Raw genomic sequence first — 17,665 nt, 5'->3', positions numbered from 1 at the left:
CTTACCAGCCCAGTTCGTTCGCGGTGGTTTCGGCTATGGCGGGCGAGCAGGTCATGCCCCGGCCGCCGGGCCCGGTCACCAGCCAGACGCCGTCGGCCACCTGCTGGCGGTGGACGACGCGGGTGGTGTCGGTGCACTGCGCGTACACGCCCGCCCAGCGGTGCCTGATCCGCGGCAGCGGGCGGCCCAGGAAGGACTCGACGACCTCGGTGAGGTGCGCGTAGGGGTCTTCGAGGGTGTCGAACGCGAAGGGGTGCTCGTACTCGTGGGTGTCGCCGATGGTCAGTCCGCCGTCCCGGCGCTGCACCATCAGGAGCTGCATCTTGTGCGCGGCGGCGATCGGCGCCTGGGCCTGCTCGGCGTTGAGCTCGTCGAGGGCCTCGCTCTTGTAGGCGGGGTAGTAGCGGAAGCTGTCGGCGTCGGCGACCGAGGTCGTCAGGGTCTCGCCGAGCGGGGCGGTCTGCATCATCTGCAGCCGGACGCGGCGCACGGGCAGGTCGGGGACCAGCTCGCGGACCAGGCCGGAGAGCCAGGCGCCGGTGGCCAGGATGACGGCGTCGCCCTGGTGGACGTCGCCGTGGTCGTCGCGGACGGCGCCGTTCCCGACGACCTCGCGCACTTCCCGTCCGGGGAGGAAGGTGTAGCGGCCGGAGGCCTTGAGGGCTTCGCGCAGGTGGAGTTGTGCGGTGCGCGGTTCCACGGCCGCGTCCCGCTCGCACCACAGGGCGGCCTCGAAGGCGCCGCGCAGGGCGGGGTTGATCGCCCTGGCCTCGTCGGCGGTGACCAGTTTGTAGCCGCGGGCGGCGGCGTCGGCGCGGGCCACGGCGGCCTCGGCGACGGCGTGCTCGCGGGAGTTGCGTACCGGGGTCAGGGAGCCGATGGCGCGGAAGCCGAGGCCGGGCACCCGCTCACCGATCGCCTCCCAGAGCTCGCGGGCCCGCAGGGCGGTGTCGAGCTCCTCGCCACCGGCCCGTCCACTGACCCAGATCTGGCCGAAATTGCGCAATGACGCGCCGCGGGCCTCCGCCTCTCGCTCGATCTGGACGACCTCGTGGCCGCGTTCCACTGCTTGCCAGGCGTGCATGGTGCCTACCACGCCGCCTCCGACGACTATGACTCTCACGTGCTCCAAGGTGACGGCGGCCCGTGACCCGGGAGGATCCCCCGGGCGACGGGCCGGTGAACAGCCTCCAACGCTTGGACTAGACCCGTTACCATTCCGTGATCCTGATTCGTCCTCTTTCAGGGCTTACGGGGATGTTCGGGCGGGACTATTCGGGCTGCAGGTGGGTCGTGAAGCTGAACCGGTCACCACGGTAGAGAGAACGCACCCGCTCCAGCGGCCTGCCGTCCCGATCCCGGGAGAAGCGGTGGATGAGCAGCATCGGGAGCGCGGGCGGGGTGCCGATCAGCAGGGCTTCGCGGGGCGTGGCGAGGACCGTTTCCAGCTTCTCGTCGGCGTCGCCGAAGGAGATGCCGAGGCTGTCGTGGAGGTAGCCGTAGAAGGACGAGTCCGGCTGGAAATCGATGTCGAGCCGGGGTGCGCGGGCGACCCGGACGTACGTGCTCTCCAGTCCGACCCGTTCCTCGTCGGCGAGCAGCACCCGCTCCAGGTGCCAGACCGGCTCCCCGGGTTCGGCGCCGATGCCGGGGGCCACGGAGGCCGGGCAGGGGAAGCGTTCCAGGCCGATCAGATGGCGCCCCGGGGTGCGTCCCTGGCGGCGTACGCCCTCGGTGTAACTCGCCAGCGACAGGGGCTGTTCGAGCTTGGGCCCGGCGGCGACGGTACCGCGGCCCGAGCGGCGCAGCCGGCCCTCCAGCAGCAGCTCGCGCAGGGCCTGGCGGACGGTCTCGCGGGAGACCTCGTGCTGCTCGGCGAGATCGCGCTCGGTGGGGAGCGGTCCCCCCTCGCCGAGGTCGTCGAGCAGCCCGGCGATGCGGGCCTTGACGGCGTAGTACTTGGGGATGCGGCCGTGCTCGGGGATGCCGGAGCGGACGGGCAGGCCGGGCTGGTGGTGGTGCGCGTAGGCGGTCGGTTCTTCCACCCTCGGACTCTACGTGGGCTGCGCATACGGGGGCTCAACGCGGGCCGGGTCTACGGGGGCTCACCGCGGGCCGGGTCTACGGGGACTGCGCCCACCGGGCTCGCACCTACGGGGACTGCGCCTACGAGGACTGCGGGCCGGGCCCCTTGCGCAGCCGGCGGGCCCCGAGCAGGAGTCCGCCGCCGCCGAGCAGGGCGGCGGCCGCGGCGCCGGCGCCGTACGCCCAGGACCCCGTGGTGCGGCCGGTGTCGGCCAGCGCTCCGGCCTCGCCCGTTTCACCGGCGTCGGGGCCCTGGATCTCGAACCGGTAGCCGCCCGCCTCGCCGATCCAGTCGCCGTCATCACCCTTGCGCTGCACCAGCGCGGCATCGGCGACGACCTCGCCGCGCGGGGCGCCGGGGGCGAAGGCGAGCCGGACGGTGACGGTCACCGAACCGCCGGGGCCGACGGTGAAGCCGGCGAAGGCGTCGCCACCGTCGAAGACGGCGACGATCTCTTCGCGGTCGGTGCGCTCCAGGCTGACGGGGAAGGTGCTGCCGGGGGCGTCGAACTCCATGCGGAAATGGGCGGGTCGCAGGGCGCGGGCCGGGTCGGTGAAGACGACGACGGGGTGGATGGCCGTGCACTCGGCGGTGGTGGTGTTGGTGAGGTCGAGGTACCAGGTCTGCGCCGCACCACCGGTCCGGTACACCGCCGGTCCACCGCGAATGCGGGCACCGATCGGAAACTGCGTGCTCTTCCCGTCACCGCAGACGGCCTCCACCCGCGAGGGCAACGCGGGCGCGGGACGGGCTCCGCCACCGGTACCGATGTCCGCGGACGCGGTGGGGGCGGCGGTGGCGGTGGCCGTGGCCGTGGCCACGAAGACGGCTGCAAGGGCAAGGGCTTTGCGCAGTCGCATGAAGAACCCCTACTCGCCGACGACAGAACACCCAACGAAGCGACCCGCGAACCGATCACCGGACAACCCGACAATCACCCCGGCCTTGCCCGCACCCTCCCACGCACGCCCGACCCCATGTCCAGCACCACGCCCGAGTTCCACCCGTTTCCCCCCATTCGGCGGACATGCAGATCCAAGGGTCCAGCGTCTGAGAACCGGGGTCCGGCCAGGGGGCCAGGGGCCCGGGGGGCCAAGTCCCCGGGGGCCACTCACACCCCCCGCCCGAACAACGGGCCAAGCACCAACTCCGCCGCCCCCTCCGCCACACCCCCCTCGGCAAGCTCCACCCTCACCGCACCCCCCACAAACCCCCGCACCCCCAAAACCTTCCGCACGCCCGCCAGGAACACACCCGGCGCCCCCGCCACCACCCGCCCCCCGAGCAACACCCGATCCACATCCAGCAGCGCGACAAGGTTCGCCGCCGCCTCCCCCACGATCCGCGCCGCCTCCTCCAGCCGCCCCGCGGCCACCGCGTCCAGGCACAGCACCTCCGCGCACCCGCGCCCCCCGCACCGGCACGCCGGCCCGTCCAGCAGCAGCACCTGGTGCCCGAACTCCCCCGCCGCCGAGCGCCGCCCCCGGTAGACCTCGCCCCCGCCGGCCAGCCGGAGCCCCGCTCCCAGTCCGGTGCCGACGTGCACGTACGCCACGGCCTCCCCGAAAGCGGCCTCTCCGAAGCCGGCCCCCGCCGCGACTCCCGCGTTGGTGTCCTTGTCCACCCGCACGGGAACCCCCAGCCGCCCCTCCAGCACCTCCCGCAACGGGAACCCCTCCCATTCCGGGAACCCCGTCACCCGCCCCAGCACCCCGGTCCGCCAGTCCAGCGGCCCCGGCGCGGCCACGCCGACGCCGAGGAGCGGCCGGTCACCGCACACCCGCGCGACGGCCCGTACGGCCTCATCGACCACCGTGTCCGGAGCGGCCCCGAAGTCCAGCGGGGACCGCCCCTCGGCGACGACGCGGCCCGCCAGGTCGACCCGTACCGCCGTGAGCTCGTCGCGGTCCAGGTGCACCCCGACCGCGTACCGCGCCTCCGGCACCAGCCTCAGCAGCGTGCGCGGCTTGCCGCCCGTGGAGGCCTCGCGTCCGGCGTCGGCCACCAGGTTCTCGCTCCGGAGCCGCGCCGCGATCTTGCTGACGGCCTGCGGGGTGAGTCCCGTACGCGCGGCGAGGTCACCGCGGCCGAGCCCGGCGGGGCCGGCTCCGCGCAGGAGGTCGAGTACCAGCGCGTCGTTGTGCCCGCGCAGCGCCGGCAGGTTCACGCCGCCGCCACCGCTCGTGTCGCCCCTGCTGCCGCCGCTACCCCTGCTACCCCTGTCCACCTGGCCATTGTCCACCCTCCTTGCACTTAAGCAACACTGTTGCCAAAGTGGACCCATGAACGCCCCCGCCTCCCCCGCCACCCCCCTCACCCCCACCGCACCCCTCCGCGTCGGACTCGTCGGCTACGGACTGGCCGGTTCCGTCTTCCACGCCCCGCTCGTCTCCGCGACCGAGGGCCTGGTCCTGGACACCGTCGTCACCTCCGACCCGGGCCGCGCCGCCCAGGCCCGCGAGGCCTACCCGGACGTCCGGATCGCCGCCACCGCCACCGAGCTGCTCGCCCAGAGCCCCGCCCCGGACCTCGTCGTCATCGCCTCCCCGAACAAGACGCACGTCCCGCTCGCCACCGCCGCCCTCACCGCCGGCATCCCGGTGGTCGTGGACAAGCCGCTCGCCGCCACCGCTGCCGAGGCCCGCGAACTGGCCGCGCTCGCCGACCGGACCGGGACCTTCCTCTCGGTCTTCCAGAACCGCCGCTGGGACAACGACTTCCTCACCCTGCGCCGGCTCATCGCCGACGGCGAGCTGGGCGAGGTCCAGCGCTTCGAGTCCCGCTTCGAGCGCTGGCGTCCGCAGCTCAAGGGCGGCTGGCGGGAGTCCGGCGCCCCCGAGGAGATCGGCGGCCTGCTGTACGACCTCGGCAGCCACGTGGTGGACCAGGCGCTGGTCCTCTTCGGCCCGGCCGTACGGGTCTACGCGGAGGCCGACGTGCGCCGCCCCGGCGCCGAGGCGGACGACGACACCTTCATCGCCCTCACCCATGCGAGCGGGGTCCGCTCCCACCTCTACGTCAGCGCGACCACGGCCCAGCTGGGCCCGCGCTTCCGCGTCCTGGGCTCCCGCGCCGGCTACGTCAAGTACGGCCTGGACCCCCAGGAGGGGGCACTGCGCGAGGGCCTGCGCCCCGGCGACCCCGACCGGACCTGGGGCGAGGAGCCCGAGCACCTGTGGGGCCGGCTGGGCTCCGGGGAATCGCCGCTGACCGGCGGTGGCACGCCGGTACGGACGGCGCCGGGCGACTACCCCGCCTACTACGCGGCCGTGGCGGCGGCCTTGCGCGACGGCGGCCCGGCTCCCGTCACGGCCTTGGAGGCGGCGCACTGCCTGGACGTACTGGAGGCGGCCCTCAGGTCGTCGAGGGACGGGTGCGCGGTGAAGGTCTGACCCGTCCGAGCCCCGGCGCAGACCCTGCCGGGGAGCGTGCCGGAGAACGGGAAGGGGGCGGCGCCGTCGACGACGGCACCGCCCCTCTCCTTCATCCGCCCTTCGATCCGCGAGGACCGACCCGGCTACGCGTCCTTGAACTCCTGGCGCTGACGGCCGAGCCCGTCGATCTCCAGCTCCACCACGTCGCCCGCCCGCAGGAACGGCTTCGGCTCCGGCTGGCCCGCGGCCACACCGGCCGGAGTGCCGGTGACGATGACGTCGCCCGGGTACAGGGTCATGAACTGGCTCACGTACCGCACGACCTCGCCGACCGGGAAGATCTGGTCGGAGGTGTTGCCGTCCTGCTTGAGCTCACCGTTGACCCACAGCTTGACGTCCAGCACCTGCGGGTCCGGGATCTCGTCCGCGGTGACCAGCCAGGGGCCGAGCGGGGTGAAGGTCTCGCAGTTCTTGCCCTTGTCCCAGGTGCCGCCGCGCTCGGTCTGGAAGGCGCGCTCGGTCACATCGTTGACCAGCACGTACCCGCCGACGTGCGCGAGGCCCTCCTCGGGGGAGGCCAGGTAGCGGGCGGTGGCACCGATGACGACGCCGAGCTCGGCCTCCCAGTCGGTCTTGACGCTGGTGCGCGGGATCAGCACGGTGTCGTCGGGGCCGACCACGGTGTCCGGGGCCTTGAGGAACACGATCGGCTCGGCCGGCGCCTCGGCGCCCACCTCGGCCGCGTGCCCGTGGTAGTTCAGGCCGATGCCCACGACCTTGCCTATGCGGCCGACCGCGGACCCGATCCGCAGACCCTCGGCGTCCAGCACCGGGAGCTCACCGGATCCGGCCGCGTCCCGTACCCGGGACAGCACGGAGTCGTCGGCGAGCAGCGCGCCGTCCACATCCGTGATCAGGCCGGACAGGTCCCGCAGGGTCCCGTCCTGGTCGAGCAGCGCGGGGCGCTCCGACCCGACGGGTCCTACACGCAGCAGCTTCATGGGCATTCTCCCGTGGTCGAGGGTGGTCGGCCCTGGGCATGCCCCGGGCCGGACGATGGGTTGCGGCCATCGGAGGATTGGTCGATCCTCCAAGATGTCGGCCTCATCCGCAAGACCCTGTTCACATGGCGGAACGCTCTGCTCCGCCGACCGTGCGCCCTACACGCTCCGCCCGGTCCTTGCGGTGCTGGAGCCAGATGCGCTCGGCCACCGACCAGGCGGTGGTGGTGACCAGGTACAGCCCGGCCGCCAGCGGCACGAGGGCAGCCGTGATCAGCGTCCCGAAGGACAGCAGGGGCAGTACGCCGCCCAGCTTGCGCATGACCTCCTGCTGCTCGGCAGTCAGGGCACCGGCTGCCCCGGCGGCCTTGGCACCGGCGGCCTTGGCACCGGCGGCCTTCCCCTTGGCGGCCTTGCCTGTGGCCTTGGCGGTTGCGGTAGCCGTGGCCGTGGCCGTGGCGGCCATCAGCGCCGCCGCCTTGCGTGCGCGCACCGCGCTCCACGCGGCCACCACCGCGACGACCGCGAACAGCCCGAGGAACACCAGCCCCTGCTCCCCGAACAGGCCGCCGTCCCCGAGCGCGTCGCCCCACCGGTCCCCCAGCGGCGCGGCGAACAGCCGGTGCCCGAGGAGCTCGTTGGCGGCCCCGCCGATCTCCGCCGAGGAGAACGCCCGGTACATCAGGAAGAACACCGGCAGTTGGAGCAGCATCGGCAGCAGCCCCGCCACCGGGGTCGCCCCGCGGAAGGCGGCCCGGCTCAGCGGGTGCAGCGCGAGCCGCACGAGCACGGTGAACAGCACGATCGCGGCAGCGGTCGCGGACTCGGCCAGCACCGGGTCCAGCAGCCGGCCCAGCACAGCAACAAGATCAATGAAAACGGACACGTGGGCCCTCCGAAGGGACTCGTCGAACGTCGAAAGAGATGCGTTTCGGCGTGACGACCCGCGAGGGGCGGCAAGGTCAAGCGATCAGAAGTGATCAGGAGGAAGGAGCTGCGCGCCCCTACGCGGCCGTCGGAAGGAGACGGCCGGGCGCCCTGGGCCGCGAACGGCCCGAAGCGTCGGGATCGCGCTGCGGCAAGAACGCCGTGCGCTGCTCGCGATCACGGATCGCGGTGCGTATTCGGTGCGGCGGCACCGGCCGGACCAGCCGGGCGGCCAAGGCCGAGGCGCCCACGGCGAAGGTCGCCGCGAGGGCCACCACGACCGCGCCGAGCCCGCCCTCCCCGGCGAACAGCCCGAGGAAGCCGCCGAGCACCAGGAGCGAGGCCAGCAGCGCCACCAGTCGCGCGGACGGCGACGTGAACCGGAACCGCACGGGGCGAAGCCCGCTGTGCTCTGCCATACGAACCGCCCCCTCCCGCCGCTCCCGCGCGCGAACTCCCGTAGGAGATCCGCCACTCGCACCCGCACCCGTACTCGTACTCGTACTCGCGATCGATACTAGCCGCGCTCACTGACAACGGACGGGACCTCGTTTTGATCCCCGTCCCCGGGCAGCGGATCACGCGCCAGCACCTCCACGTCCGGCCGCGGGTCCCCCGCCCCGCTCCACGCCCCCTCCCGGGGACCGATCCAGGTCACCGTCAGCGCGACCACCAGGTTCACCGCGAGGGCGACCATCCCCGCGTTCACCCCCCACACCGGGTCGTTGCCCGTGAAGACCAGCCCGCAGACCACCACGACCCCCGCCGCCAGCCCGCACACCGCGGCCGCCGTCGTGAGCCTGCGCCACACCAGACCCAGCAGCAGCATCGGCACCAGCTGCGCCATGCCCTCGTAGGACACGAGCGAGAGCCTGACCAGCGTGTTCGGCGCCGTGTACGTCATCACCAGCGCGATCGTCCCGGCCGCCACCACGACCACCTGCGAGGCGAGCTTCTGCCGCTCCCCCGAGCTCCAGCGCGGCACGAGCGAGAGCACGCTTCGCCCCCACATCGTGCCGATGACCAGCATGAACACCGCCATCGGCACGATCGACGACAGGGCCGCCGCCACCCCGATCACCCCCACCGCCCACGCCGGCAGGGAGTCCACGACCAGCTTGAACAGCGCGAGGTTGGACTCGGCGCCCGTCAGGCCCGGTACGACGAACAACGCCGCCATGCCCAGCAGCATCGGCACGAAGAGCAGCACGTTGTAGGCGGGCAGCAGGATGGCGTTGCGGCGCAGCGCGTCGGCGCTGCGCGCGCCCAGGTACCCCGCCACGGTGGTCGGGAAGATGACGACGGTCAGCGCGTTCAGCACGGTGGTGGAGGCGAACCACCCCACCCCCAGCTCGCCCCGGCCGCCCTCCCCGCCACCGGCGCCGGGGAGGGTCAGCCACTGCGGGCGTTCGGCCGTGAGCCGGTGGAAGAGCTCCCCGTAGCCGCCGAAGTAGTGGTGCGGCACGTAGACGGCGAGGAACCCGAGGGTGCCGATGACCAGCACGTCCTTGAGTACGGACACCCACGCGCTGCCGCGCAGCCCGCTGACGACGACGAAGCCGGTGGTGACGGCGAAGGCGATGAAGTACGCCCATTCCAGGGACACCGCCCCGTAGGTCACCGTCGAGACCACCACACCCATTCCGGTGATCTGGAGCTGGATGTAGGGGAGGAGGAAGACGGTCGCGAGGACGGCGACCGCCGCACCAAGCCAGGGGCGCCCGTACCGGTGGCTCACCATGTCGGTGATGCCGACGAGGCCGTGGCGGCGCGCGTAGTCCCACAGCACGGGCCCGACGACGTAACCGACCGCGTAGCCGCAGGACATGTACGCGACCACGTACATCACCGGGGCGCCGTAGTTGTAGCCCCAGCCGGCCGCGCCGAGGTAACTGAAGCTCGTGTACCCCTCGCCCGCCATCAGCACCCAGATGAACACGGTGCCGAGCGAACGCCCACCCACCGACCACTCGGCGAGCCCGCCGCCGCCCCCGCCGCGTCCGCGCACCGCGAGCAGCCCGAGCGCGACGGTGGCCACCATGAACACGCCGAAGACGGCGGTCGCCACGGCCGCCTGACTCACCGGTGATCCCCGCGCCAGGTCAGCCAGACCGCGAGCGGGGTCAGCAGGGTCGCCCCGATGAACCAGAGGAGCAGGAACGGTACGCCGCCCAGCGCCGGCTCCACCCGGTTCGCGAGCGGCAGCGCTCCGACGAACAGGACGAACGGCACGGCGAGCCACACCAACTGCGGACGTTTCACCCTTTTTCGACGCACCGCCCCACACTACGGTCCGTCTGCCCGTCAGCGCTTGAGCGTCCCCCACACCACGAGCCGGTACTTGGAGCTGTACTCGGGCGTGCAGGTGGTCAGCGTGATGTACGCACCGGGCTCGCTGTACCCGGCCCCCGGCGTGACGGCGCTGCGCGGGACGGGCGCGATCACCCCGGTGTCGCGTTCGGTCGTCTGCGCCAGCGTCTGGCCGACGAGGTACACGTACCGCTTCCCCCGTACGTCCACGATCAGTTCGTCCCCGGGCCTGAGCCGGTTGATGTAACGGAACGGCTCCCCGTGCGTGTTGCGGTGTCCGGCGACCGCGAAGTTCCCCTCGGCCCCGGGCTGCGCGGTCCCCGTGTAGTGCCCGGCGTACCCCTTGTCCAGCACGGACCGCTTGTCCACGCCCTGCGCCACGGGCACGGCGACGCCGAGACGCGGAATGCGCAGGATGCCGTACGCCGACTCCCGCGGCGGCTTGGCGGTACGCGGCCCGGAGTTCCCGGCGGACGCATCGCCCGAGGACCCGTCACCGTCCGGCCCGTCGGACGGCCCGACGGAATCCTCGACGTACGGCCTCTCCTGGCCCCCCTCCGGCTCCCCCTCCACGGGCGAGCCGGGCCACCCGCCCTCCTCCAGCTCCCTGACCACCTCGTGCGCGGCACTCAGCGCCTGCCGATTGGTCCACCACACCTGGTGCACCACCAGCAACATCACCACCACGCCGACGGTGACGGCCAGTTCACCGGCAGCCCACAACGCACCCGCGATACCGGCCCGGCCCGACCGCCGGCCCCTGCCCTGCACCACGACCCGCACGCGATCTCGCACGGGCGGCACCTTAAGTCCTCCCCCGTCAACTGACCAGCGGCAGTACGCTGCAAACCATGCGCCCCGACACGCCTGCCGAGCACATCGCCGAAGCCGAGCGCCTCATCCGCACGGCGACCCGCTACCCCGAGGACCAGGAGCCCTTGCTCCTCCAGGCCGCGGCCCACCTCGAACTGGGTGACGAACGCGAGCGGGCGAGCGCCCTCTACGACCAACTCCTGGCCGCCGAAACGGTCGACGACCCCTCCCTCATCAAGGCCCTCCAGGCGGCCAACCTCTGGGAGTACGGCCACGAGCCCGAGGCCCGCGCCCTCATCCAGGGCATCCGCGCGGCGGCCCCCTCGGACCCCGCGCCCTGGGAGGTCATCGCCGAGGCCCTGGAGGCCCACGACGAACTCGAAGCCTCCCACGAGTGCTTCACGGAGGCGGCCACCCTCCTGGCCCCGGACAACGCCCCCCTCACCCCGGCCACGACCGCGCTCCTCACGGGCCGCCACCGCGTACGCCGCCTGCTGGCCCTCCCCCACGACGACTGGGACATGGTCGCGGACACCCGTCACATCGGCCCGATCCCGCTGGACGAGCTCCACGACCCCAAGCGCATCTGGGCCCTGGGCTCCGACGACCCCGCCGAACTCCGCGCCGAGATCGCCCGCCTGCGCGCCGAACTCGGCGACCGCCGCGCCGCGCTCTCCCGCCCCTTCCCGGTGGCGATCCTCCACTGGCCGGCCCGCGAACTGGCGGAGCTCCTGACGTCGTACCCCACCCTGTCCGCGGAGTACCCCTCCCACGACGCCCACCTGGCCCAGGTGGAAGCCTCCCTCCGCACCCTGGCCGCCTCGGGCACGACGAACCTCGGCATCGTCACGGCCAGCGTCCCCTCGTACGAGGCCTTCGCAGCCTCGGAGAAAACCTCCCCCTCGTCCCCGTCCCTCCTGGCGGAATACGCCACCACCCTGGCAGCCCGAGGCAAAGCCACCCCGTGGCCCCCGACGAGCACCACGGCCTGCTGGTGCACATCGGGGCGGCCTTACGGGGAGTGCCACGGGGCGGGCTGACCGGCTCACTGCGATACGGAGCCTCGAGCTGCCCGCCGTCCCGCGACCGCTGCGGCGATACGGAGGGCGGCTTCGTCGGGGCTCTCGTGTTCCCACACGCGGAGCGACAACCAGCCCAACTCGGCCAGGCGCACGTCGGTGTCGCGGTCGCGCGCCCGGTTGCCCTCGATCTTGGCTCGCCAGAACTCGGCGTTTCGCCGAGGCCACGTCACATGCTCGGGACATCCGTGCCAGAAGCAGCCGTCGACGAAGACGGCGATCCGTGTGGGCCCAAAGACGATGTCGGCTTCGCGTCGCACTCCCTTCGCCGGACGCCGATGCACCCGGTATCGCAACCCCGACGCGTGCAATGCGCGCCGCAGGGCCATTTCGATCCCGGTGTCCTTGCTCTTCTGCCGGCTCATGCGAGCACGGTCGCCTGGAGTGCTCTCAAGGGCTTCCACCTCGCCATTGTCAGGGCACAGGAAGCTCCAGTTGGACGTGGCCTCGGGCCATGGCCGTGGGTGGGGTGGGGCGGGTGGTGGTCAGGGTGAGGAGGGTGCGGAGGGCTGCGATGACTTCCGAGGGGGTGTCGCGGATCATCGACGGGGTGGCGCTGACCACCAGGATGCCGTGGGACTCCAGGCGGAGGCGGCGGTGGAGGGTGGCGTGCCAGGAGTCGCGGTTGTAGTGGTACTCCGCCGAGTCGATCTCCAGGGCCACGCCCTCGTCGGGCCAGTACGCGTCCGGGCTCGCCAGGAACGTGCCGTCCGGGGTGTGGAGGCGGGCGTTCCACAGCGGCGTCGGGAGGTCCGTGGCCGAGAGGGTGTCGCGGGCCAGGGCCTCGGCCACCGAGCGGACTCCGGCGAGGAGTTCGGCAGCTGCCGCGCGGATCGCGGGGCGGGTCAGGAGGCGGGCGGCGCGGAGTTCGGCGTGCAGGTCCTGCGGGTGGCACCAGCCGGACTGGACGACCTGGGCAAGGACCGAGCGGATCCGGTCCGCCGGCTCCTCGGTCCGGGCCGCGTAGTCCGCGGCCGCGCGCACCGGACGGGTGCTCGGGATGCCGGACACCGTGATGGTGCGGGGCCAGCGGGTGGTGGGGACGGGCCGCACCTCCGGCGAGCCGGTGAGCTTGCGCGGGGCGCGGATCAGGACGTCGGCCGGGGTGTACGGGGCTTCGCGGATCCCGAGCAGCGCGAGGGCCGCGCCGCCGGTGAGGGCGGCGGTGTCACCGGAGAGCGTGTCGGAGCCGGGCTCGGCGGCGTAGAGGACGGCGGCGAGGGCGCGTTGGCGCTGGTCCGGGGGGCCGGTCTGGAGGAGGTAGACCCGGGGCAGGAGTCGCTGCCAGGGCCCTCCCGGGCGGGTGCGGGAGGTGATCGTGCCGGGTGGGACGCCGGCGGTGGTGGTGAGTTGGTGGCGCGTGGCGAGGTTGAGTTGGCGGCGGGCAGTGGAGTTGAGATCGGGGGTGGCCCGGGAGGCCTGTCCTGGCCTGCTGGCGGGCCTGGACCGCACCCGGTGGGCCCGGCTTGCCGGGTGCGTGGTGGTCGCCGTGTGGGTGGTGCTCGTGGTGCGTGTGGTGAGGTTCATGGGCGCGGTATGCCCCGCCCGAGTGGCTCGAACGCCCCGCCGGGCGATCTTTCGGAGTTGCCCCTGGAGCCCTCAAGGTGTGTTCTGCGCCGTCCGTTGAGGCATCGCGCGGCGAGGGCTGTTGGGCTGTTGGTCGCGTGGAGGGCTGGTTACGTCGCGCCGCCTGAACACGACCGAGACCCCGACCCCGGGTCTCCCCGGATCCGGGTCGGGGGCCGGTGGGTCGGTCCGCGGGTACGGCAGTCGGCCGGTCGGTCGGTAGCTCCGGCAGCCGGCCGGTCGGTGGGTACGGCGGTCGGGCGGTAGCTCCGGCAGCCGGCCGGGCGGGCAGGCGGGCAGCCGGGCGGGCAGGCGGGCAGGCGGGCAGGCGTAGGGGACGTGCTCAGATGCTCCGCGACGGCAGGGGGCACCCCTCAGCGATCGCCGCCCCGGAAAGAGCGGCAAGGCTAGCGCCGACCGAACCGGGCGGGCAGGGCAGAACGGAGCGGGCCGAGCCAGGCGGGCCAGGCGGGCCGGGCGGGCCGAGCCAGGCCGAGCGGAGCGGGCCGAGCCAGGCCGAGCGGAGCGGGCCAAGCCGGGCGGGCCGGGCCAGGCGGGCAGGCCAGGCAGGCCGAACCAGGCGGGCCGAGCCGAGCGGAGCCGGGCCGGGCCGAGCGGGCAGGGCCGGGTGGGCCGGCCGGCCCGGGCCGGAAGGACGGGGCGGCCTGCCCCGTGCCGCGCGCGGCGCTGCGTGCTGAGGGGGTCTGGAGGGGGTGTCCCCGTTACGCCGCCCGGTTCGGGTGGTCCGGGGACAGGAAAACGATGACGCCCGTCTCCGTCCCGGGAAGGGGGGTGACCTCGTGCCAGCCCAGGCGGCGGTACGTGGCCACCGTGTTCTTGGCCAGCCGGCTGGTCAGCAGCCAGGCGCGGCGGTCCGGGGCGTCGGTGGTGATCTCGGTGAGGAGGTCCCGGGCGGTGCCGCGGCCGCGCGCGTAGGGGCGTACCGCGAGTTCGTCTATCTCCAGCGCCCCGGTGAGGAGTTCCTTCACTCGGGCCGAGCCGAGCTGCGCCGCGACCTGGGCGTACGCGCGGTTCTTCGGGAAGGCCGCCGGGGTGATCCAGCCCGTGGCGAAGCCGTCGATGCCGGTGGCGGACTGGATGAAGGCAGTACGGAAACCACGGCGCCGGGCGTCGGCCGGGAGGCGGGTAGCGAACTGGCGAATGGTTTCTTCGTCTTCGTTCCACGGCGGGGCGGAGAAGACGTCGGCGTAGGCGTCGACCAGTTCGTCCGCGAGGTCGAGGACGGCCTGTCCGTAGCAAATCACGATGTCCTGGCTCCTGATGTGAGATGAGGGGTGAGTGGGGCGGGGTGGGCGGGAGGGGGCGAGGTGGTTTGCCCCTTTGGGTGGGAGATTGAATTTATGCCCATCGGGTTCCCTGAGCAGACATCGCGCGGATCCGGCGAGTGTGCGACAAATCCCCTCGGCACGGTCCGTGTCGGGCGGCCGGGCGGCCGCGTTGAGCAGCGCGTGGACAGACTGCTTCGGGCCGCCGGCGGGTGCGGGCTCGCGTTTTTGCTCGTGTTGGGTGTGGTGGCGGTGCTGCCGCGCGGTGTACGGGACGCGGTACCGGATCCGGTGATCGGCGGCGCCGTACTGGTGTTGGGCGCGGTGGGGGCCCGACGGGTGGTCAAGGGGCCGCGCTAGCCTCGCCGCACGAGCGTACGGGCTGATGACGTGGGGTTGGGCGTGACGTACCGAGCTCTGTGTTGACCTCGCCTCGCCCCATGGACAAGGGCGACTCTCCGTCCGTCGTCGCTCACGTGTGTGGGCGACGACCACGGTGTTTCCTGGTTCCTCCCGTCATGGGACGGGGTTGTATGTGCTGCCTGGCCGTGGCCTGGTCTTACGCGCACTCCGCAGGCGTTTACTCGCGCCGTTACCGGCGTGAGGCCCCCGGTCCGGGGGTGGATGGTGTCATTGCCGCGAGAACGCGGCGGCCTTAATTATGGATGTTCTTGCCTGCGTTCCAGTCACGATCATGCCGCGCGCCACAATTGCGGCACGTCCACGCCCGGACATGCAGTGGCTTGGGGCCGTCCCGGTGCCCGCAGGCGGAACAGATCTGGGAACTGGGGAACTCGCGGGCGACCTTGACGAAGGACCGGCCGCGCCGGATCGCCTTGTACTCACAGAACATGAGGAACTGTGACCAGCCCGCATCATGCACGCTCTTGGCCAGCCGGGTACGCGCCAGTCCACGCACGTTCAGAGTCTCCGCGAAGACGGCTTGGTTTTCGCGCGTCAGCTTGTGAGACCACTGGTGATGGAAGTTGCGGCGCGCATCAGCCACGGTGGCGTGTGCACGGGCGACCTTGATCCGGGCCTTGTCCCGGTTGCTTGATCCCTTCGCCTTGCGCGACAGTTCCCGCTGCCGCTTCTTCAGCTTCTTCTCCGCCCGGCGCAGGTACTTCGGGCTAGCAATGTGAGAGCCGTCCGCGAGGACCGCGAAGCGGGTCAGGCCCAGATCGATGCCCTGGTCCCCGTCCACGGGCGGAAGAACGTCGGCGGCCGGGTCGGACTCGACCACGAACGAGACGAAATACCGGTCGGAACGGTCCTTGATCAAGGTGACCGACGACGCGTCCGATGGCAGATCCCGGCTCCACTTGACCTCGATGTCACCAATCTTCGGCAGCCGTAGCAGGCCATCCTCGGTGATCGACCAGCGGTCGGAGCGGGTGAAGCGGGCCGTCTGCCGGCTGTCGCGCCGTGTCTTGAACCGGGGCGGCCCAACCCTGGGACCCTTGCGCTTGCCCGTCTTGGAGTCCTCGTGCGCCGCCCACGCCTTGTCGAAATCCCGCAAAGTCTGCTGGAGGACGCCGACCGGCGCATCCGACAGGAACGCACGCTCCAGGGTCTTCTTCCCGACAGTGACCAGCTTCTGGGAGAGAGCCGGGTTCCTCGGGATCTGCCCGTAGGGGCCCTCAGCGATCCGGGTCTTGGGGCTGCCGAGCAGCTTGTTCGACGCCTTGATCGGCTTGACGACCGCCAGTGCATCGTTCCAGACCACACGTCGGCACCCGAATACTCGGCGGGCGCGAAGTGCCTGACCGGGCGTCGGGTAGACGCGGTACTGGTAGCGAAGCTGCACGTCGATCACCGTACGACTGTTGGACTATGGCTGCACACGAGAACATCTGTACTAGCAGGTGCGTGGCCGGCGGGGCCACCGGCATCATGGCCGCCGCGTCCTGGGCCGTCGCCGACCGCGGCTGACCCGCCGCTACCCGCCCACCGCCCGCGACAGCGTGTAGATCAGGAGGCCCGCCAAAGCGCCGACCACCGTGCCGTTGATGCGGATGAACTGGAGGTCGCGGCCGATGTGGGCCTCGATCTTGCGCGAGGTGTGCTCCGCGTCCCAGCCCGCCACCGTGTCCGTGATCAGCGAGGTGATCTCCGTGCGGTACGTGGTGACCACGTAGACCACCGCGCCCTCGATCCAGCCCTCCACCTTGTCCTGGAGGCGACCGTCCGTGGCCAGCCTGGCGCCCAGGGACATCAGCGAGGAACGGACCCGCAGGCGCAGCGCGCTCCGCTCGTCTTCCGCCGCCGAGATGATCATCGAGCGGACCGCCGTCCAGGTGGAGGCGATCACGTCCTGGATCTCCTCGCGCTGCAAGATCTCCGACTTCAGGCGCTCCACCCGCGCCCGCGTCTCCGTGTCCGACTGGAGGTCCGCCGCGAAGTCCGCGAGGAAGCGGTCCACCGCCCCGCGCGCCGGGTGCTCCGGCATGTCCCGCATCTCCTGGACGAAGCGGAGCAGTTCCTTGTAGACGCGGTCGCCGATCTTGCGGTCCACGAACCTCGGGGTCCAGCCGGGCGCCCCGCCCTGCACCGCCGCCTCCACCGACTCGGCGTGGGTGACCAGCCAGTCGTACGCCCGCGCGCACACCAGGTCCACGACCCGGCGGTGGCCGCCGTCCGCGACGACCTTCTCCAGCGTCTTGCCGATCCCCGGCGCGATCTCCGCCGTCTCGGCCCGCCGCGTGATCGCCTCGCCCACGACGGCCTGTACATCGGAGTCCCGCAGGACCGTCAGCGCCCCGCGCAGGGCGGTGGCCAGCTCCGCCGTGACCCGGTCGGCGTGTGCGGGCTCGGCCAGCCAGGCGCCGAGCCGGCCGCCGATGCCGAGGGCGTGCAGCCTCGTACGCACCACGTCGGCGGAGAGGAAGTTCTCCCCGACGAACTCGCCGAGCGAGACGCCGAGCTGGTCCTTCTTCGTCGGGATGATCGCGGTGTGCGGGATGGGCAGGCCGAGCGGCCGCCGGAACAGGGCGGTGACGGCGAACCAGTCCGCGAGCGCGCCGACCATGCCGGCCTCGGCCCCGGCCGCGACGTACCCGGCCCAGCCGCCCGCGCCCGCGTGCTCCGCCCACTTCGCCGCCACGTAGATCAGCGCGACCAGGACCAGCAGGCCGGTGGCGGTCCGCTTCATCCGGCGGACGCCGCGCCGGCGCTCCTCGTCCGCCTCGCTGAACACGAAGCCGCCCCGTGCGGCGGCTCCGGT

18 protein-coding genes are annotated in these 17,665 nt (G+C 72.5%); 3 read left to right on the top strand and 15 right to left on the bottom strand.

The window, feature by feature from the left end:
- Position 1: 1 nt before the first annotated feature.
- The 4 genes from OHA37_RS24430 to OHA37_RS24415 form a co-directional block, all read right to left on the bottom strand.
- A complete protein-coding gene (locus tag OHA37_RS24430; protein WP_266908499.1) occupies positions 2–1,123 on the bottom strand; it encodes a TIGR03364 family FAD-dependent oxidoreductase in 1,122 nt (373 codons plus the stop codon).
- 148 nt (positions 1,124–1,271) lie between these two features.
- On the bottom strand, positions 1,272–2,045 hold the full coding sequence (locus OHA37_RS24425; protein ID WP_266908497.1) for a GntR family transcriptional regulator: 774 nt from the start codon (positions 2,043–2,045) through the stop codon (positions 1,272–1,274).
- Between the two features lie 121 nt (positions 2,046–2,166).
- On the bottom strand, positions 2,167–2,946 hold the full coding sequence (locus OHA37_RS24420; RefSeq protein WP_266908495.1) for a hypothetical protein: 780 nt from the start codon (positions 2,944–2,946) through the stop codon (positions 2,167–2,169).
- A gap of 251 nt (positions 2,947–3,197) precedes the next feature.
- A complete protein-coding gene (locus OHA37_RS24415; RefSeq protein WP_266908493.1) occupies positions 3,198–4,313 on the bottom strand; it encodes an ROK family transcriptional regulator in 1,116 nt (371 codons plus the stop codon).
- A gap of 55 nt (positions 4,314–4,368) precedes the next feature.
- On the opposite strand from OHA37_RS24415, the gene OHA37_RS24410 reads away from it, so the two are divergent.
- Entirely contained in the window at positions 4,369–5,478 is a 1,110-nt protein-coding gene (locus tag OHA37_RS24410; RefSeq protein ID WP_266908491.1) for a Gfo/Idh/MocA family oxidoreductase, read from the top strand.
- 125 nt (positions 5,479–5,603) lie between these two features.
- On the opposite strand, the gene OHA37_RS24405 is transcribed toward OHA37_RS24410, so the two are convergent.
- The 6 genes from OHA37_RS24405 to OHA37_RS24380 form a co-directional block, all read right to left on the bottom strand.
- Entirely contained in the window at positions 5,604–6,461 is an 858-nt protein-coding gene (locus tag OHA37_RS24405) for a fumarylacetoacetate hydrolase family protein (protein ID WP_266908489.1), read from the bottom strand.
- Between the two features lie 121 nt (positions 6,462–6,582).
- Complete coding sequence (locus tag OHA37_RS24400; protein WP_266908488.1) at positions 6,583–7,347, bottom strand: YidC/Oxa1 family membrane protein insertase; 765 nt, start codon at positions 7,345–7,347, stop codon at positions 6,583–6,585.
- Positions 7,348–7,465: 118 nt separating this feature from the next.
- Positions 7,466–7,807, bottom strand: a complete 342-nt coding sequence (locus OHA37_RS24395; protein WP_266908487.1) for a DUF6412 domain-containing protein — start codon at positions 7,805–7,807, stop codon at positions 7,466–7,468.
- Positions 7,808–7,905: 98 nt separating this feature from the next.
- Entirely contained in the window at positions 7,906–9,429 is a 1,524-nt protein-coding gene (locus OHA37_RS24390) for a sodium:solute symporter family protein (protein ID WP_266913058.1), read from the bottom strand.
- Positions 9,430–9,467: 38 nt separating this feature from the next.
- Positions 9,468–9,650, bottom strand: coding sequence for a DUF3311 domain-containing protein (locus tag OHA37_RS24385; protein WP_266908486.1), 183 nt, complete (start codon positions 9,648–9,650; stop codon positions 9,468–9,470).
- Positions 9,651–9,692: 42 nt separating this feature from the next.
- A complete protein-coding gene (locus tag OHA37_RS24380; protein ID WP_266908484.1) occupies positions 9,693–10,493 on the bottom strand; it encodes a class E sortase in 801 nt (266 codons plus the stop codon).
- Between the two features lie 56 nt (positions 10,494–10,549).
- Between OHA37_RS24380 and OHA37_RS24375 the strand changes: the two genes are divergently transcribed.
- Entirely contained in the window at positions 10,550–11,551 is a 1,002-nt protein-coding gene (locus OHA37_RS24375; RefSeq protein ID WP_266908482.1) for an SEC-C metal-binding domain-containing protein, read from the top strand.
- 5 nt (positions 11,552–11,556) lie between these two features.
- Here the strand turns inward: OHA37_RS24375 and OHA37_RS24370 are convergent, their stop codons facing one another.
- From OHA37_RS24370 to OHA37_RS24360, 3 genes are all read right to left on the bottom strand, one after another.
- Positions 11,557–11,955 (bottom strand): very short patch repair endonuclease, encoded by a 399-nt coding sequence (locus tag OHA37_RS24370; protein ID WP_266908480.1) that lies wholly within the window; start codon positions 11,953–11,955, stop codon positions 11,557–11,559.
- Positions 11,956–12,004: 49 nt separating this feature from the next.
- On the bottom strand, positions 12,005–13,117 hold the full coding sequence (locus tag OHA37_RS24365; protein WP_266908478.1) for a hypothetical protein: 1,113 nt from the start codon (positions 13,115–13,117) through the stop codon (positions 12,005–12,007).
- A 761-nt stretch (positions 13,118–13,878) separates the two neighbouring features.
- Complete coding sequence (locus tag OHA37_RS24360) at positions 13,879–14,421, bottom strand: GNAT family N-acetyltransferase (protein ID WP_266908476.1); 543 nt, start codon at positions 14,419–14,421, stop codon at positions 13,879–13,881.
- A gap of 204 nt (positions 14,422–14,625) precedes the next feature.
- Between OHA37_RS24360 and OHA37_RS24355 the strand changes: the two genes are divergently transcribed.
- Positions 14,626–14,802: a hypothetical protein gene (locus tag OHA37_RS24355; RefSeq protein WP_266908474.1), complete on the top strand. Its 177-nt coding sequence runs from the start codon at positions 14,626–14,628 to the stop codon at positions 14,800–14,802.
- A 295-nt stretch (positions 14,803–15,097) separates the two neighbouring features.
- On the opposite strand, the gene OHA37_RS24350 is transcribed toward OHA37_RS24355, so the two are convergent.
- The gene (locus OHA37_RS24350; protein ID WP_266908472.1) at positions 15,098–16,258 is read right to left on the bottom strand and encodes an RNA-guided endonuclease InsQ/TnpB family protein; all 1,161 of its coding nucleotides are present in this window, start codon (positions 16,256–16,258) and stop codon (positions 15,098–15,100) included.
- Positions 16,259–16,381: 123 nt separating this feature from the next.
- Positions 16,382–17,593 (bottom strand): DUF445 domain-containing protein, encoded by a 1,212-nt coding sequence (locus tag OHA37_RS24345; protein WP_443046321.1) that lies wholly within the window; start codon positions 17,591–17,593, stop codon positions 16,382–16,384.
- Positions 17,594–17,665 lie beyond the last annotated feature (72 nt).

The organism is Streptomyces sp. NBC_00335 (assembly GCF_036127095.1).
GTDB lineage: Bacteria > Actinomycetota > Actinomycetes > Streptomycetales > Streptomycetaceae > Streptomyces.
This window is presented reverse-complemented; position numbering and strand designations above follow the sequence as displayed.

Coding starts and splice junctions, on each gene's coding strand:
- OHA37_RS24420 (WP_266908495.1), bottom strand. CDS start 2,946: ATGCGACTGCGCAAAGCCCTTGCCCTTGCAGCCGTCTTCGTGGCCACG.
- OHA37_RS24410 (WP_266908491.1), top strand. CDS start 4,369: ATGAACGCCCCCGCCTCCCCCGCCACCCCCCTCACCCCCACCGCACCC.
- OHA37_RS24405 (WP_266908489.1), bottom strand. CDS start 6,461: ATGAAGCTGCTGCGTGTAGGACCCGTCGGGTCGGAGCGCCCCGCGCTG.
- OHA37_RS24395 (WP_266908487.1), bottom strand. CDS start 7,807: ATGGCAGAGCACAGCGGGCTTCGCCCCGTGCGGTTCCGGTTCACGTCG.
- OHA37_RS24390 (WP_266913058.1), bottom strand. CDS start 9,429: ATGGTGGCCACCGTCGCGCTCGGGCTGCTCGCGGTGCGCGGACGCGGC.
- OHA37_RS24375 (WP_266908482.1), top strand. CDS start 10,550: ATGCGCCCCGACACGCCTGCCGAGCACATCGCCGAAGCCGAGCGCCTC.
- OHA37_RS24370 (WP_266908480.1), bottom strand. CDS start 11,955: ATGAGCCGGCAGAAGAGCAAGGACACCGGGATCGAAATGGCCCTGCGG.
- OHA37_RS24365 (WP_266908478.1), bottom strand. CDS start 13,117: ATGAACCTCACCACACGCACCACGAGCACCACCCACACGGCGACCACC.
- OHA37_RS24345 (WP_443046321.1), bottom strand. CDS start 17,593: ATGAAGCGGACCGCCACCGGCCTGCTGGTCCTGGTCGCGCTGATCTAC.